General features: G+C 61.6%; 11 protein-coding genes. 4 read left to right on the forward strand and 7 right to left on the reverse strand.

What is annotated here, in order from left to right:
• Window positions 1-713 precede the first annotated feature (713 nt).
• Window positions 714-4079 (reverse strand): helicase HerA-like domain-containing protein, encoded by a 3366-nt coding sequence (locus tag HYPGJ_RS02730; RefSeq protein ID WP_046845718.1) that lies wholly within the window; start codon window positions 4077-4079, stop codon window positions 714-716.
• 18 nt (window positions 4080-4097) lie between these two features.
• Complete coding sequence (locus HYPGJ_RS02735; protein WP_046845719.1) at window positions 4098-5261, reverse strand: hypothetical protein; 1164 nt, start codon at window positions 5259-5261, stop codon at window positions 4098-4100.
• A 354-nt stretch (window positions 5262-5615) separates the two neighbouring features.
• Here HYPGJ_RS02735 and HYPGJ_RS02740 point away from each other — a divergent pair, with 354 nt between their 5' ends.
• Window positions 5616-6269 carry a CAP domain-containing protein gene (locus tag HYPGJ_RS02740; protein WP_046845720.1) on the forward strand — a complete coding sequence of 218 codons (654 nt, stop codon included), beginning with the start codon at window positions 5616-5618 and terminating at the stop codon, window positions 6267-6269.
• Window positions 6270-6386: 117 nt separating this feature from the next.
• Here HYPGJ_RS02740 and HYPGJ_RS02745 read toward each other — a convergent pair whose 3' ends face one another.
• Both HYPGJ_RS02745 and HYPGJ_RS02750 read right to left on the reverse strand, forming a co-directional pair.
• Window positions 6387-7826, reverse strand: a complete 1440-nt coding sequence (locus HYPGJ_RS02745; RefSeq protein WP_052750769.1) for a lipopolysaccharide biosynthesis protein — start codon at window positions 7824-7826, stop codon at window positions 6387-6389.
• Window positions 7827-7846: 20 nt separating this feature from the next.
• Window positions 7847-8080 carry a hypothetical protein gene (locus tag HYPGJ_RS02750; RefSeq protein WP_046845721.1) on the reverse strand — a complete coding sequence of 78 codons (234 nt, stop codon included), beginning with the start codon at window positions 8078-8080 and terminating at the stop codon, window positions 7847-7849.
• A gap of 150 nt (window positions 8081-8230) precedes the next feature.
• Between HYPGJ_RS02750 and HYPGJ_RS19020 the strand changes: the two genes are divergently transcribed.
• Window positions 8231-8542 carry a hypothetical protein gene (locus HYPGJ_RS19020; protein ID WP_143440474.1) on the forward strand — a complete coding sequence of 104 codons (312 nt, stop codon included), beginning with the start codon at window positions 8231-8233 and terminating at the stop codon, window positions 8540-8542.
• A gap of 12 nt (window positions 8543-8554) precedes the next feature.
• On the opposite strand, the gene HYPGJ_RS02760 is transcribed toward HYPGJ_RS19020, so the two are convergent.
• The gene (locus HYPGJ_RS02760) at window positions 8555-9649 is read right to left on the reverse strand and encodes a D-alanyl-D-alanine carboxypeptidase family protein (RefSeq protein WP_046845845.1); all 1095 of its coding nucleotides are present in this window, start codon (window positions 9647-9649) and stop codon (window positions 8555-8557) included.
• Window positions 9650-9986: 337 nt separating this feature from the next.
• Here HYPGJ_RS02760 and HYPGJ_RS02765 point away from each other — a divergent pair, with 337 nt between their 5' ends.
• Complete coding sequence (locus HYPGJ_RS02765) at window positions 9987-11978, forward strand: MFS transporter (protein ID WP_046845723.1); 1992 nt, start codon at window positions 9987-9989, stop codon at window positions 11976-11978.
• An 84-nt stretch (window positions 11979-12062) separates the two neighbouring features.
• Here the strand turns inward: HYPGJ_RS02765 and HYPGJ_RS02770 are convergent, their stop codons facing one another.
• Window positions 12063-12932, reverse strand: a complete 870-nt coding sequence (locus HYPGJ_RS02770; RefSeq protein ID WP_046845724.1) for an aldo/keto reductase — start codon at window positions 12930-12932, stop codon at window positions 12063-12065.
• Between the two features lie 332 nt (window positions 12933-13264).
• Here HYPGJ_RS02770 and HYPGJ_RS02775 point away from each other — a divergent pair, with 332 nt between their 5' ends.
• Window positions 13265-14929 (forward strand): L,D-transpeptidase, encoded by a 1665-nt coding sequence (locus HYPGJ_RS02775; protein WP_046845725.1) that lies wholly within the window; start codon window positions 13265-13267, stop codon window positions 14927-14929.
• Window positions 14930-14962: 33 nt separating this feature from the next.
• Here HYPGJ_RS02775 and HYPGJ_RS02780 read toward each other — a convergent pair whose 3' ends face one another.
• Window positions 14963-15721 (reverse strand): SPFH domain-containing protein, encoded by a 759-nt coding sequence (locus HYPGJ_RS02780; protein ID WP_046845726.1) that lies wholly within the window; start codon window positions 15719-15721, stop codon window positions 14963-14965.
• Window positions 15722-15724: the final 3 nt, after the last annotated feature.

Genomic DNA, 15724 nt, shown 5'->3' on the forward strand with positions numbered 1-15724 from the left:
GAGTTTAAGGCGCCAGCTCAACGGGCTCGCGGCGGCATTCACGCCAACTCATGGCATTTGTGCGGCCGTGGACGTCCAAGGCAACTCTCAGGCCGCGAGTGATGTGGCCGCGAGCGTGCGACGGACGCTTCCGACGGCGAACGCCGGGACTCGACTCCGCGCTTAGAAATTGCTGACGAGAATGAAAAGACCGACGCCGATTGCTGGACCGACTAGAGTCGCAACGACCATCATGACGAAAGGCTTCGCCACCATGACACTTACCCCGCACTGAACTCGAAAGGGTTTACTCCCAACTGCCTCGGCCATTCACGAAGACCACATCCGACCGGTTTGCCCCCTCGGTCGTCGCGTTCTTTTTTCGCTGAGAGAGGGCCGCCCCCTAACTGCGTGGCTGACCGCATTCCCACATCGTCAGCCATCCTCATAATATCTCGACGCAGTCTTTGTTGACAGACCCCTGCCTTATTTTGCGGCTCCCGGCTGTATTGACGGGCACGCATAACAAAGGTTTCGCAATTTCGCGGATTTGCCTTTCAAGCGGTGTACGGGTCGACAAAAATCTGTTTTGTTTTCAAAGTATTACATTGAGATGGTCGGATTGCGGCTGCAAAAGAAGCCACAACTATAGGCAGCGCACTATCACGGAGTATTTCGGGCATTGAAATGCAAATTGAATAGCGTTTGGCCAGTTCAATTCGGATTTGCAGAAATTAACGAAGATCAAATAGCCGGAGTTGGCGTTCGTCAATTCCGCGGGTTTCGGCAGCCAACTGCTCGATGCGATCGAAGGGCACCTGCTCGGCGGCAATCAGCGAGCGCTGCGCCTTCATCGGCCGTACCAGACCTTCCTGGACCAAATGGAATTCGCCGACCGTCTGGCCGGGAAGCGCCGAGGCCGGGTCGAGGCCCGATTCCGATTGGAACGCTGCCTTGAGCTTACGGAGGGCCGTGTCCTCGCGCACGCGGCCGATGAACCAGCTCGTGATCTGATCGCGGCTCTTATAGTCGAGGTCGCCCGGCGACTGGGTCGCGAGCATCATGCCGAGACCGGCGGAGCGGGCGCGCTTCAAGAGGCTCTGGAGAGGCTCGGCGGTCGCGGGCTTGGAGTTCGCCGGAATGTAGAGGTCGGCTTCGTCGAACATGACGACGGCCTGCAACTCGTCGTTCGGGTTGCGCTGGCAGAAGCGCAGCGCCTCGGAGAGGAATTGCGAGACCCAGAAGAGGATGTTTTCGTTGTCGCCGAGGAAGCCGGTGTAGATGACCGACAGGCGCGTACGGTTCGGGCGCTGGTAGCGGCCAAGTCCGAGCAGGCTTTCCATGCGCAGGCTTTCGCCGCCGCCTTCGAACAGGGCGGCATTGCGCAAGCGCAGCGAGTCGAGCTGCGCGACGAGATCGCGACGGAGTTTGCCCGACGGGTCCATGCGCTGCGTCTGGTCTGTTAGTTCCGGATGCTCGTCTTCCAGAAGACGGATCAAGTCCGCGAGCGTGACTTCGCTGGTCGACAGCGAGCCCAGAACACGCAACGCGACAGCCAGAACACCGGACTGCTTCTGATGCGTCGCGGAGTTCTTCAGATGTAGCATTTCGCCGAGGGCGGCGGCCGACAGGTTCGCCAGCAACTGCTGTTCGTGCTCGGGCAGTTCGTTGATGCCGTTCGGCAGCAGCGTGATCGAGATCGGGCGGCCGGAGGCGCGGCCCGGCGTGTAGACCGCGACGTCGATGGCGTCGGCGAGCTTTTCGCGCTCGGCGCGACGGTCGGAGGCTTCGTTGTCGTTGGCGCGCCAGACGTCGGGGTTGGCGTAGCTCGCGAGGTCGCCCTTGCGGTCGATCAGGACTGCTGGGATGCCGCGCAGAAGAAGCTGCTCGATCAGCGACAGCGCGAGCGTTGTCTTACCGGAGCCTGAGCCGCCCAAGAACGCAGCGTGACGTTTCAGAACGCTCTTGTTCAGCGTGACGGGACGGTTGCGGTTGTTCTTCTCGCCGCCGGCAAGAATGCTGGCGCCGTAGCTGCCGTTCTCATCGAGGATGACCGACATCGGCAGATCGTCGTCGTTTGCGGGCAGGCCCGGCTCGCCGTCGCCCGGATGCGATGCGCGCGCCTGCTCGGCCGACAGCGTGTCGAATCCGTCGAGCGACGACTGCGGGTCGTCCATTTCCTTGGCGACGAGGCGCGGCACGGGGCGGCCCAACAGATCGAGACGCAGAAGATGGATGATCGAGATCAGGCTCGAGAGCGGCTTCGTGCCTTCGAGCCACTGCGTCATGCCGGGGTCGGTGCGGTGATGGGCGGTGAACTCGCGCACCGTCATCATGCGTTCCCATTCGGGGATCGGCACGAGTAGCTGGCGGCCGCCGCCGTCGCGGAATTTGCGGAATGCCTGCGCCGTCTGGTTCTTCTTGTTCGGCGGGAAGTCGCTGGCGCGCAGCATGAAGCAGGGCTTGCCCTGCATTGCCGTCAGCACCTTGTCGAGCTGACGCTTCAGGCCGCCGCCCTGGGTTGGGCGGTTGCATAGGAAGACGCGCACATCGTTGGCGAAGCCGGTGCGATGGCGGACTGTCAGATCGAAGGCCGGGAGATCGTCGCCAAGCTCGAGGCGCTTGACGGTGACTTCGATCGCCTTGCCCCATTCGTCGCGCGCAAGTGACAGCGCGGATGAAAGAATGTCGACCAGCTCCTGATCGTCGGCTGGCATTTCGGCTTCGCTCTCGTTGGCGAAGCGTTCCCACATTTCGCGGAACTGCACGGCGGAGATCGTCGGCGTTTCTTCGTCGGCCGAGCCGAACCCGACTGCCGCGCCAAGTGCCTGCGCGAGCGTCGAGATGAAGGACGGACGATTTTCCTCGGGCTCGCGTTCGTCGCCTTCGGTGGAGGTTGCTTCTCTGAGACGAGATTGCGCGTGCTCCAGAAGACGGCGCGTCGATAGCCCGCCGAATTCTTCGAAGAACTGCGGTCCGAAGAACTGCGAGGCGTCTGGGAAGCTCAGTCCGCCGCCATGCGTTTCCGAATGATGCGCCAGACGTTTCGAGATGATCAGGCGCGCTTCTTCCGGCGTCCGGCTTTCGCGCAGAAGCACGGGACCGGATTTCTCGATGCGGTCGATGTAGGACTGCGCGACGAGGCTGCGCACCTGGCCGTAGAAGTCTTCCAGGCACGAGATGATGATGATCGCGTTCGTCGAGCGGTTGGCGATCTGAATGAGATCGCGCACGGCGCGCTGGAAACGGTCCTCGGCATTGTCGAAGAAGCGGAGGTCTTCGACCTGGTCGATGCAGAAGACGAGCGCGGCGCGATCGACCGTCCAGACGAGTGCGCCGAGGGCGGCGATGATTTCGAAGGCGCGGTCCTCGCCGTCGTTCGGATCGAGCGCGCTGACGGCTTCGTGGGCGATTGCGGTCAGCTGGCGGCCGTTGAGATACTGGCGGATGCGCTGGTCGATGCGCGGGTCGCGGCGCTGGAGATAGAGAAGTGCGCGCACGATATTGATGTCGAGCTCGCGCGTCTGGAATTTGTCGCAGGCGACGATCTGGTCGGCGAGACGCAGGATCAGGCGCGCCAGCTGCTTGTCGTCGAGCGTCGCGTCGCGCAGCTTTTCGAGATCAGCCGAGGAAATGACCTCGGAATCGAGAACCATGTGGTTCGTCAGCCGCGACAGAGCGGACTCGCCAAAGCGATCGGGGTCGTAGGGCTTTTCGAGCGAGTGGACGAGGCGGCGCAGATAGAAGTCGGCGTAGTTCTGCACGTCCGGCGTCATCTGCGCGTAGCCGAAGTAGCTTTGTCCCGTGCGATGGGAATCGGTTCGGAGCGCGCGCAGAAGGTGCGTTTTTCCGGCGCCGGACTGGCCGTGAAACAGCAGGATGCGCTCTGGCGTGTGATAGCCGCGTCCCGAGGTGATCGTCGTCAGCAGATCGTTGAATTTCTGGCGCGCCTTGGCGTGGATTTCCGGCACGTCGACCGGATCGGCCCGCCAGAGATCATCCTCCCAGGTAATCGAATGCTCGAACGCCTCGCTCAGCTTGTCAGGAGCGAGCGAGTGAGCAAACGACGCCTTTTTGAGTGGACCGCCTTCAACGCCCATTGCGAACCGAAATACCTTTTAATCTTGGACGCGCACGAAATGCCAGACGGTGTTCTTGTAGAGGATCTTCGAATCCTCGAGCGATTTCAGGTCGCGGCCGTCCTTGAGATCGGCGGTCGCGAGTTCGACCTGACCCGAACGGTGGGCTTCAGCGAGCATGCCTTTGAACGCAATCTCGGATAACCCCCAGTCGGGCCGCGTGTTGCGAATCGCCTTCCAGACCAAAGAGATAAACGCCTTCCGGTTGCCTGGCCAGCCCTCTGAGACAGGACGTGCCGCATCGATCACAGCGCGGCAAAATTCCGGCATGTCCGGCGGCGACGGAGAACGCGGGGCTAGCGGCGCAATCTCGGAGATCGGGGCGCGATCGTTGGCCGGTTTCGGTGTCGGCGGGCGAATGGGACGCGGTGACGCTTCCGCCCGTTGCGGGCGGGCAGACTGTGCTGACAGCGCATCCGAGTCGTCCTTCGGCGACATCAGACCGCGAAGGACCGCCAGTTCGAGACCTTCGAGCGACTGCTCGCGGCTGCCGGCGATTTCGCACGCGAGGTGGACGATCAGCTTGCCGTCGGTTGCGATCTCACGCGGCTGCTTGAACAGCTGACCTGCGAGAACGCGGCCCGGCTTCGCAGGCAGGCCCGCGCCTTTCTTGAAGCCGGTTTTGATCTTGTTTCCGAAGGCGCGTTCCAGCGCGATGATCGCCAGGTCGCCGCGCAGGTCGGCGGGCGACTGCGCGCGGGCCGTCGATTTTCCGAAGTGATGCTGCAACACAAGTGCGGCCAGACCTTCGGCCCGCTGCACGGTTTTACGGATCGCCGGGGTGTCGCTGGTTCGAAGTGCGCGCACGAGGAGGGCGAACTTGACGTCGGGCCATGTCGCGCAGGGAGCTTTGGCCGAGGCAAGAAGGGCTTGTGCAACCTGAAGGCCCTTGCCGGTGCAGGTCAGGCGGCTTTTGCTTTCGGAGACGAGCTGGCTGCCAATGAGATTGCTGATGCCAAGCTCGGCCGAGCGCCGGAATTCGGCGCCCGTCAGCCTTGGAGCGAGAAGCGGCGCCACGTCGCGCTGAAGGTCGGCGCGGGTCGCGGTTCCGGCGGAAATGCGCAGCAGCACCAGGTCCTTCGCGGTCAGCGCAGGTTCGTGAGCTTCGAATTTTCGCTCAGGTTGTCCGATGGCTGCACTCATCGAAGGTCTCCCGGCACGAATCAAGTTGCCGCGACGACTGTTGATGATCGGCCGGGCACTTCCAAGAGGGTTGGACGCCACGACCCACAGCCGCGGCCATCGACGAAGGCGAAGTGCTCGCGACAGACTTTGCCGTCAGGCTTTCGCCGCCCGGCGGTCAAAATCGCGACACCTTGTTGGCGCGAAATCAGGTGGGGCGGGAATGGGCACGTGAGGGACCCTCATGCGAGGATCTGCAAAATCGTTTCGTCGCGATATGAGGCGCGATTCGCGTCCTGTTAGTGTTAACATCGCGTTAACGGATTTCCGGCAATGATGGAGTTTCGCGCACGTCACGTGCCGGGAGTAGCTGTTATGTATCGCGTCGCGCTCGCTACCGGGCTGGCAACGGCATTGGCCGGCTGCAGCCTCGGTTCAACGTCCCTTTCGACAGGTTTCACCGAGCCTGCAACGACGGCCTCGCTGTCGTCGCCGTCGGTCAAGAGCGTCGGTCTCGGCGGAGAGCCGTCAACGCCGCGCGGCAACGTCAAGGTCGCGTCGCTCGACAAGGCTCCGAGCGGCAGCTTCGAGAAAGCCGCGCCGGGCATTCTGAGCGATCGCGATTACTCGCGCACGTCGCTCAATGCGGAGATGGCGCGCGACGTCATCAATGCCTATCGCAAGAAGAACGGGCTGAAGCCGTTGAAGCTCAACCCCGAGCTGACGGAAGCGGCGAAATCGCATTCGCGCGATCTCGCGAAGTTCGACCGCATTTCGCACTATGGGTCCGACGGCTCGAATCCGTGGGATCGCGTCAAGCGGGCGGGCTATCGCGCGCGTCTGACGGCGGAGAACGTCGGCACGGGCCAGGTCGACTTCAATGAAGTCATGCGTGGCTGGGAAGAGAGCCCCGGCCACAACAAAAATCTGCTCACGCGAGATGCGACGCACATGGGCATCGCGCTGGTGCAGGACCCGAAGACCGAATTCAAATCCTTCTGGACGCTCGTTCTCGCCTCGCCGATGTGAGGAGTCCTCGTTGGTGCTTGCGGATTTTTGATTGCGCTTGCGACTCCGCTTCGCGGAGCCGGCAGCAAGCGCGGGCCCTGTGGCGGCTACTCGCGTTCCGCGAGCCGGCCGCCGGCACTAGAACTTCGGCAGGTTTTTCCAGATCGCGATTTTGATGTCGAGGCGGTGCCAGACGACGATCGCGTTCAATAATGCAGCGCTGGTCAGCGACATCGCGGTGGCGCTGGCTGCTCCGACAAGTCCGAAGCGCGGCACCAGGATGAAGTTCAGCGCGATGTTCGCAAGTGCAGCGCCGAACAAGACCGTCGCGCAAATTTTCTGTTCGCCAAGCATGTTCAGAAGATATTCGGCCGGTCCCATCGCGGAACGCATGAGGAAGCCAATGACGAGAATGAACATTACCGGATAGCCGCTTTCGAATTGCGGGCCGAACAGCGACAGCAACGGCTTGCCGAGCGCCAGAATGACGATGGCGCTCGCAAGCGACGGCCAGAACGTCCAGTTGACCGCGTCCTTCACGAAGCTTCGGAGTCCATCGTGGTCGCCGCGTGCGTGCAGGGCCGCAAACTTATGCGCAACGGCGCTGCCGACGGCGTAGTGGACGAACATGATCAGCGCCATTGTCTTGCCGGCGGCGAAGTAAATGCCGACATCGGCGGGCGACATGAAGTGCGTCACGACCAGAATATCGGTGTTCTGAAGCAGTAGCTCGGCGCTCATCATCGCGAGCAGCGGCAGCGAAATCTTGAACCATGCCGCGAAGTCGACGGTTCGCGGTCCGGGCGGCACCGTTTCGCGCATGCTCCGGTTGATCAGCACAGCCTGGACGATTCCCGAAAGCCATGTCGCGACGATCGCGGCGGCGGCGGCGGTCGCGGCATTCATCGGCAGATCGGCCGCGTAGGCGGCGAACATGGCTGCGAGGAGCAACAGCGGACGGAAGATATACGGCGGGACGAGCGCGATGCTCATCCAGGCGTTGCCGCGTCCGATGCCGTCCTGCACATCGGTCAGCGCGTAGAGCGGAATGCAGACGAGCGCGAGATAGACAGGCAATACGAATTGGCTCTGGATGTGATCCTGAAACAGCCATACGCCCAGCAGTCCGGCCATCATGACCGCCGTGCCGCTCGCGAGCGCGAACAGACGGCTGCCGTGCACCAGACCGCGCAGGCGTTCGAAATCGCCTGTCTCGCGATAGACCGGGGCGAGACGGATTGAAGCGAGGTTCAAGCCAAGGTGCGGGATGGCGCCGAGGATCAGCACCCACGTCCAAACCGAAACGTAGATGCCGTACTGGTAGCCGCCCATCCAGCGAGCGAGAACGATCTGCGTCAGATAGAGAAGGCCTGCGCTCAGAACGCGGACCGCGAACGCGACGAGGGCATCGCGTTGTGTCCGTTCGCGCTCACCGCGCGCGGCCAGCACATTGACGGCCTGCGTCAGGACGCTCGAGACGCGTGCGCGGACGGCGGCGACCACGCCGGCTTGCTTCGTTTCGGTACGCGTTACAGTGGCGGCATCGACGTCGACGGGCTGTACGGTCGCGGTCGTCACAACAAATTCCTGTCTGCTACTCAGCTTTCCAGTCGTGTTCGTTCGCGCTGGCGGACGAGTTCTGCGACGCCGCTCCAGGCCCATGCGCGGCCGGCGTCTCCTTTCTCGCCGTGATAGATTGCGAAGAAGTCAGCGATCGCCGCGGCGAAAGCGCCGTGTCGACCCTCTAAAACTTCCGCCATCGCGCCGACATCCCGAGGCGTCGGGGTAAAGTCCGGCTCTTTGATCCGGGTAATTGGCGACGTCGACGACATTGTATGGTCCTACTCCAGGCTTACTTACCGGTTGACGGACCACTGAAAGCAAAATTGAAGCCACATCACCTGGGCTTCCCGCGGCGCCATATTCGACTTAGGTTAATTGCGTCTTGTCATAGGCTCGCTCGCGCATCCGAAAGGCCGTTTATGAGGTTTGTTCTAGGCGTGTTGGCGGCGGGAGCGGTTCTCGGCCTAGCCGTGGCGTCCGCGTCCGCGTCGGAGGCGATGGACGGTCGTGCCGGAATAGTACGCGTTCAGGCCGACTCTGGGACGGGCGATCAACGAGATGACCCGCAGGCCGAAGCGGGACGGCGGGAACCTCAGCCGCCGCCGAGCGCACGTCGCAATGATGAAGATCCCGGCGACGGCAGCAATGACGAGGACGCAGATCCTTTTCCCGGCGATCGCGATCCGCCCGGCTGCACTTATAGGCAGGGGCCACTCGATCTTATTGTCTGATAGCAGCGCCGATCAGGGTGACGCGGCTTGGGCGGCTTTCGATTGAGCGCCCTTCGATGGCGTGGCCGCCGGCGCGGGCGCACCGTCAGCACTGCCGCTCGCCGCATCCTGTGGCTGGTCGGCTGCATCGCTCTTTTTCTTGATCGCTTTGTTTTTCGCCGTCAGTTTGGGCTTCGCACGGTGCTTCGCGCCGCGGTGGCGATGGCCTCCGCCGCAACTGGTGGCTGCGACCGTGTCGCGAACCGACAAAACGCCCTTGGCGTTGGGATCGACCGGAAGCGTGTCGATTGTCGGCATATTAAACATGGCTTTCCAATCGTAGTACTGAAAGCCGTACTCCAGTAATGCCGCCGAACGGACAGCGCGCTCATTACCGGATGACTCGCCGAGCACGATGGCCACGAGGCGGCGGCCGTCACGCGTTGCGGACGCGGCGACGTTGTAGCCGGAATCGCAGGTGAATCCCGTCTTCATGCCGTCAGCGCCGGGGAAGGTTTTGAGCAAGGCGTTGTGACTACCGAGGCGGCGCTTGCCGAGGCGCATCGCGGGCATCGACCAATAGCTGGCGTACTCAGGGAAGTCGGTGACGATGGCGCGGGCGATGCGTGCAAGGTCGCGTGCGCTTGTCAGCTGGCCGGGAGACGGAAGCCCGTTGGTGTTGTCGAAATGCGTACGCGTCATGCCAAGGCGCTGAGCAGTCGCGTTCATCTGCTCGATGAAGTTCGTTTCACTGCCTGAAATCGCTTCGGCGAGCATGACCGTCACGTCATTCGCCGACTTTATGATGACGGCTTGGAGCGCCTGCTCGACGGTCAGCGTGTCGCCGACATTGAGACCGGCTTTGCTCGGCGGCTGCAGCGTTGCAACGAGAGAGCATGGGATTTTGTCGGTGAGACGAAGCTTGCCGTCCTTGATCGCTTGGAACGCAAGATAAGCCGTCGTCAACTTGGTCAGAGACGCAGGGTACCAGACGTCGTCGATGTCTTCCGAGTAAAGCACCTTGCCGGTCGACAATTCGAAGAGCAGCGCTGGGCTGGCCGACGCGGTGATCGGTCCGCCAATACAGAATAGCGCCATCGCTGCGATCTGAGCCGCCCGTGCTCGCATCATCGACTCCGGAGTTTCAATTTTGTTCGGCTATCATATTCGCGGTTTCGGCGCCAATCGAACCTCGCACGCTGCCTAGCTTAGAGCGAGTTGTGTTGCTTATGCGGCGCGTGAGCCGTGAAATATCCACACACCTGCGGTCTTGCTGCGCCAATGCAAGTCGTCTACGCAGCCCTGCCCGATTTTCGCCTAACCGCATGATTGCAGGCTGGTTCCAACACCCGAACTTTGCTCAATTCCGGGTGTTGAACGCGGATAACGCCGACGCGGCCGATCGCGTCGCATTCGGGATGTTGCCGGCGGAAGCCGCATATTGCTGTGAGGGACGTTCGACGGCATGCAAAGTCCGACCGTGGAAAATTCCGATGACGCCCAGAGCGAAACGCGGCGTCGCCTCGCGATCTTCGGCGCCCTGGCGCTCGTTCTGCTGCTTGCGTCGCTCGATCAAACGATCGTCTCGACAGCGCTGCCGACCATTGTTCGCGAGATCGGCGGCCTGTCGCATCTTTCGTGGATCGTCACGGCGTACCTACTCGCCACGACTGTGGTGGTGCCGCTTTACGGAAAGCTCGGCGATCTTTTCGGGCGCCGGCTCATCTTGCAGGCGGCCGTCATCATTTTTCTGGTGGGGTCCGCGCTTTGCGGTCTCGCGCAAAATCTCCCCGAGCTGATTGCGTTCCGCATCGTGCAGGGCCTCGGCGGCGGCGGCTTGATCGTGACTGCGATCGCCGTGGTCGGCGACGTGGTGCCGCCGCGCGAACGTGGCCGATATCAGGGATTCTTCGGCGGAATTTTCGGGCTTTCGACCGTGCTCGGTCCGCTGATCGGCGGCTTCATCGTCGACAACATGTCGTGGCGTTGGATCTTTCTCATCAACGTTCCGTTCGGGCTCGCTGCGCTGCTCGTGATAAACCGAACGTTCCGGCCGCACGCGCGCAAGGAGCGAGTGGAGATCGACTATGTCGGTGCGGGCCTGCTTGCGATCACGCTGACGTGCGTCGTAATCGTTACGAGTCTCGGCGCGACGCTGGCGCGGGAAGCGCCGGTCAGCCTGTTTGCGTTTTCAGCACTCGGCGTTCTCGCATTCGGGTGGTTCCTGTATGCGGAAACGGTCGTCCCCGATCCGCTGTTGCCGCTGTCGCTGTTCAAGGAACGTGCGTTCGTTATCGCGTCGTCGGTTGGTTTCATCGTTGGCATGGCGCTGTTCGGATCGATCACGCTGATGCCGGTTTATCTGCAGATCGTGCAAGGTCTCGATCCGACGAGCGCCGGTTTGCACATGACGCCGATGATGCTTGGCGTTTTCGTCAGCTCGGTCACGAGCGGCCAAATCATAAGCCGGATTGGGCGCTACAAGATGTTTCCGGTGTTCGGTACCGGGTTGATGACGCTCGGGCTTGTGTTTCTTTCGAGAATGACGCTCGCGACATCGGCCGAGACGGCGTCGGTCTATATGTTGTGCCTTGGCCTCGGGCTCGGCATGGTGATGCAGATCCTGGTGATGTCGGTGCAGAATGCGGTCGCCTATGAGCAACTCGGCGTCGCGACCTCGGGGACGACGCTGTTCCGGTCCATCGGCGGCGCGGTCGGCGCGGCACTGTTCGGCGGAATCTTTTCCTTTACGCTACATCATAAACTGAGCACTTCTGCGCCGCAGCTCGCCGAGATTACAAACGACCCCTCCGTCATCGCGGGCCTGTCGGACACCTTGCGCGCGACCTATCACACACTGTTCGTGGAATCGCTTCGGCCTGTGTTCATGACCGCGTCGGCGCTGGCGTTCGTCAGCTTTCTGCTGACGCTCGCCATCAAGGAAGTGCCACTCAGGACCAGCCTTGCTCCGGAGCCTGCGAACGATCCGCTGCAGATGCCGCGCGATGCGACATCGCTTGCGGAATTGCATCGCATCGTCGAGCGCAACACGTCGCGCGAAAATCGTTGGCGCGTGTACCAGGAGTCCGCGAAGAGCATCGGCTTGGCCGTCGAGCCGGACGAATATTGGCTGTTGGCTCGTATCGCGGAGCGCGGTGGCCGCGAAGTTCGCGCGGAACTCGAAAAGCGGCTTGCGATCGATGACGCGTATATCGCGCGATTGATCTCAGGACTGCTGGCAGCGGGACTTGCCACAGAGTCGGGAGACTCGATCGAGCTGACGCATGAGGGGCGCGCCGCCTACGATCGTCTGCTGCGCCGGCGCGAGGATGATCTAAAGCACATGCTCTCGGAGTGGGACCGCAACGAGCACCCCGAGGTTCGTGCTCTGCTTCGGGAGATGGCGAGCTCGTTCGCGCGCACACCTCCCGTGAAGCCGAGCGTCAAGCTAGCCTAGAGCCTTTCCGTTTTTCGTTGAATCGCGGATCGGCTCTAGGTTTTTGTTTGGTCGTGCTTCCTATCGGAAAACCGGTTGAGCACTCTAGGCCTTACCGATCTCGTTCAACGCTTCGACGTCGGCATCCGACAGGTCGATCGCGACGGAGGCGACGTTTTCCTCGAGATGGCGAACCTTCGACGTGCCCGGAATCGGCAGCATGTTGGGACTGCGGCGGAGGAGCCAGGCGAGTGCGATCTGGCTCGGCGCGGCCTTATGCTTCTTGGCGATGGTGTCGAGGCGCGAACCGGGTTTGGCGAGATCGCCCGCCGCAAGCGGGAACCACGGAATGAATCCGATGCCGTTCTGCTCGCAGAAGTCTAGGACGTCCTCGCTGCTCCGGTTTGCGAGATTGTAGAGGTTCTGGACGGTGGCGACCTGGAAGTATTTCTGCGCCGCCTGAATGTCCTTGACGCTGACCTCGCTCAGTCCAACGTGGCGAATGAGGCCTTCCGCCTGCATGGCTTTGATGACCTCGAACTGTTCGTTCTGCGGCGTTTTCGGATCGATGCGATGGAGCTGCCAGAGGTCGATGCGTTCGACGCCGAGCCTCCGAATGCTGAGAATGACCTGCTGACGCAGGTATTCGGGTTTGCCGAGCGGCACCCATGTTCCGGGAGCCGGGCGGAGCAAACCACCTTTGGTTGCGATGACGAGACCTTTATAGGGATGGAGGGCTTCGCGAATGAGGCGTTCGCTCACCTCGGGTCCGTAGGAGTCCGCCGTATCGATCAGGTTGATGCCTAGCTCGGGAAGGCGGCGGAGCGTTCGCAGGCTTTCCTCGCGGTCTTCGGGCTCTCCCCAGACTCCGGCGCCCGTGATGCGCATCGCTCCAAAGCCCAGCCTCACGACCGGCAAATCTCCGCCGATTGAGAAGTGTCCGGCCCGTTCGATCGTGTCCGCGGTCAATGCCATCGGGATACCTTTCTGATCGGTATGAGTATTTGAGGGATTTTCGTCCGGCTTGATATAGGGGTGATGGGCTCGCTTTTGCAGAGCAGCAGGGGAAGCTTGTCGATTTGCGATTGTGTGCGGCCCGGACATCAAAACGGGCGCAATTTAACGGTCGCTTCACGCGCTGGCCATAATCTCATTTGCATCAATGTCGAGTTTCCGGCACGTTTCGGTGATCTTCTGCCTCCGCGGCGGGACAGCACGCCGGAACGTAAACTTGGTGTGAACGTTTAAGTTTGACGGGGGATGGGACGCGTGAGCGGCCTTCCTGCCTGTCTTCGGTAGGGCAACACATGTCGAGCGTGTCGGCGCTGGTGCGCGTCAGAAATTCCGCGATTTCAACTTTCGTTCTGGCTGCCGCCTTGGGCATTGCCGACGGAGCGGATGCACGCAATCGCGTTCGCGACGCGGAAGAGCCGCAGCAGGTGACGCAGCAGCAACTTTCCGGTCGGCCGGTCGTGGCGGTGGTCTCGATCAAGAATCAGCGCATCTCGGTCTATGACGCAAACGGTGACGCGATGCGCGCGCCGATATCGTCGGGTCAGACCAGCTATGAAACGCCGGTTGGCGTGTTCAGCATCCTGCAGAAAAACGAAGAGCATTATTCGAACATTTACGATGACGCCTCGATGCCGTTCATGCAGCGGCTGACGTGGTCGGGCATTGCGCTGCATGCCGGTGCATTGCCGGGATATCCGGCGTCGCACGGTTGTGTGCGCATGCCGTATGAATTTGCGCAAAGCCTGTTTCCTCTGACGCGGTTGGGTTTGCGCGTGGTCGTCTCATATGACGATGCGGCTCCTGCCGACATTTCGCATCCGTTGCTTCCCAAGCCTGTTCCGGCGGACGAGAAGGCTGTGGCGGTACCCGCGACGTATGAAAGAGACGCGAACGATCAGGAAGACCTGAACGTCTTCGAGCCCGACGTTTCGAAGTGGCCCGCCCGCGCCGCACAAATGCAGGCGCTCAAGGTTGTCGCATCGGAGAAGAGCCTGCTGGCTCAGACGGCGACATCGCTGACGGAGGAACCGAAGAATGTCATGGACGAGAAGAAAGCCGTCCATGCCAAGGCCCTGAAGCAGTTGAAGCGTGCGGAGACCAGCAAGAAAGCTTCCGACGCAAAGGTTGCGCGGGCCGACAAGACGCTCCTTGACGCGAAATCCGATAAAGCGAAGGCGCGCGCTCAGGATCAAAAAGCCAAGGTCGATGCCGCGGCGAAAGTCGTGAACGACAAGTTCGATGCCGCGAAGGCCGCGGTCGAGGCAACGGAGAAGGATCTCGCGGCCGCAACGGCGGAGTGGACGAAGGTCGACGACGTCAAGAAGGCTGCGGTCGCGGTGATGCAGGCTGCAAAGTGGAAGATCTATCCGGTTTCGATCTTCATCAGCCGCAAGACGCAGCGGCTTTACGTTCGCCAGGCGAATGAGCCGGTATTCGATGCGCCGATTACGATCGCCAATCCGGACGAACCGATCGGCACGCATGTGATCACTGCCGTCGATTATACGGAACAGGCGAAGGATCTGCGCTGGCAGGTCGTTTCGATTGCGCGCCGCTCGGCCGAAGAAGCCGATACGTCATCTTTCAAAAAGCGGCGCGTCGCCAATCTGAACTTCAGCGCGCCTGCGACCGATGCCGATCAGGCTTCGGCGGCGCTCGATCGCATTACTATTCCGCCGGAGGTGGCGTCGCGGATTTCGGGTTACGTCTGGCCGGGTTCCTCGGTCATCGTGTCCGATGAGCCGCTGAGTGTCGAGACGGGCAAAGCGACGGACTTCGTCGTCGTGATCAGCACCGAGCCGCAAGGCGCTCTCAAGAAGCGGCCGCGCAAGACGGCTCCGGCCTACGTGCGCGACGATCCCTACGATTACTACGACGACGGACGTTATGGCCGGTACGACCGTTATGATCGTTACGATCGCCGGTATCGCAAGCCGAACTTTTTCAACTGGTGGTGATCACCGGAACTGGCGGCCGCTGATGAGCGGCCGTTAGCCTTTTTCCGAATCCCTTTTCAGCGTCGCGATCGCTTCCTGCACGGTCGTCATGAACTGGGCCGGGAAGAAGATCGTCGAGTTCTTCTCGGTCGCAATCTCGGACATCGTTTGCAGGGTACGGAGCTGTAAGGCGACCGGATGTGCGGCGATGATGTCGGCGGCCTCGCCGAGACGCATTGCGGCCTGGAACTCACCTTCGGCTCCGACGATTTTGGCGCGCCGCTCGCGCTCGGCTTCGGCTTCCTTCGCCATTGCACGCTGCATGTTGTCGGGAAGGACGATGTCCTTGATCTCGACGGCCGTCACCTGCGCGCCCCAGGGCTCGGTGTGCTCGTCGATCACGTTCTTGATCTGCTCGTTGACGTCGACGGTCTGAGCCAGAAGCTGGTCGAGTGAAAAGCGGCCGACGACCTTGCGCACGGTCGTCTGGCTGATCTGGTTGATGGCCTCGTAGACGTTCTCGATCGCGATGACGGATTTTTCGGGATCGCTGACGTTGTAATAAGCGACGGCTGCGATATCGATCGAGACGTTGTCCTTGGTGATGATTTTCTGCGACGGGATCTCCATCGTCACCGTGCGGAGAGAGACGCGCTGCATCGTCTGGAACGGATTGAAAATCAGCGTCAGGCCGGGTCCGCGAACGCCCGCGAATTTGCCGAGCATGAAGACGACGCCCCGCTCGTACTGCCGCAGGATGCGGATCGCGCTTGCGAGATAAATGAGGACGGCGACTGCAATAATTAATCCCATCGC

The organism is Hyphomicrobium sp. GJ21, from assembly GCF_001006785.1.
Lineage (GTDB): Bacteria > Pseudomonadota > Alphaproteobacteria > Rhizobiales > Hyphomicrobiaceae > Hyphomicrobium_B.

Bases quoted from the DNA above. Each gene is read 5' to 3' on its own strand.
- HYPGJ_RS02730 (WP_046845718.1), bottom strand. From the start codon at position 4,079: ATGGGCGTTGAAGGCGGTCCACTCAAAAAGGCGTCGTTTGCTCACTCG.
- HYPGJ_RS02735 (WP_046845719.1), bottom strand. From the start codon at position 5,261: ATGAGTGCAGCCATCGGACAACCTGAGCGAAAATTCGAAGCTCACGAA.
- HYPGJ_RS02740 (WP_046845720.1), top strand. From the start codon at position 5,616: ATGTATCGCGTCGCGCTCGCTACCGGGCTGGCAACGGCATTGGCCGGC.
- HYPGJ_RS02750 (WP_046845721.1), bottom strand. From the start codon at position 8,080: ATGTCGTCGACGTCGCCAATTACCCGGATCAAAGAGCCGGACTTTACC.
- HYPGJ_RS19020 (WP_143440474.1), top strand. From the start codon at position 8,231: ATGAGGTTTGTTCTAGGCGTGTTGGCGGCGGGAGCGGTTCTCGGCCTA.
- HYPGJ_RS02760 (WP_046845845.1), bottom strand. From the start codon at position 9,649: ATGCGAGCACGGGCGGCTCAGATCGCAGCGATGGCGCTATTCTGTATT.
- HYPGJ_RS02765 (WP_046845723.1), top strand. From the start codon at position 9,987: ATGCAAAGTCCGACCGTGGAAAATTCCGATGACGCCCAGAGCGAAACG.
- HYPGJ_RS02770 (WP_046845724.1), bottom strand. From the start codon at position 12,932: ATGGCATTGACCGCGGACACGATCGAACGGGCCGGACACTTCTCAATC.
- HYPGJ_RS02775 (WP_046845725.1), top strand. From the start codon at position 13,265: ATGTCGAGCGTGTCGGCGCTGGTGCGCGTCAGAAATTCCGCGATTTCA.
- HYPGJ_RS02780 (WP_046845726.1), bottom strand. From the start codon at position 15,721: ATGGGATTAATTATTGCAGTCGCCGTCCTCATTTATCTCGCAAGCGCG.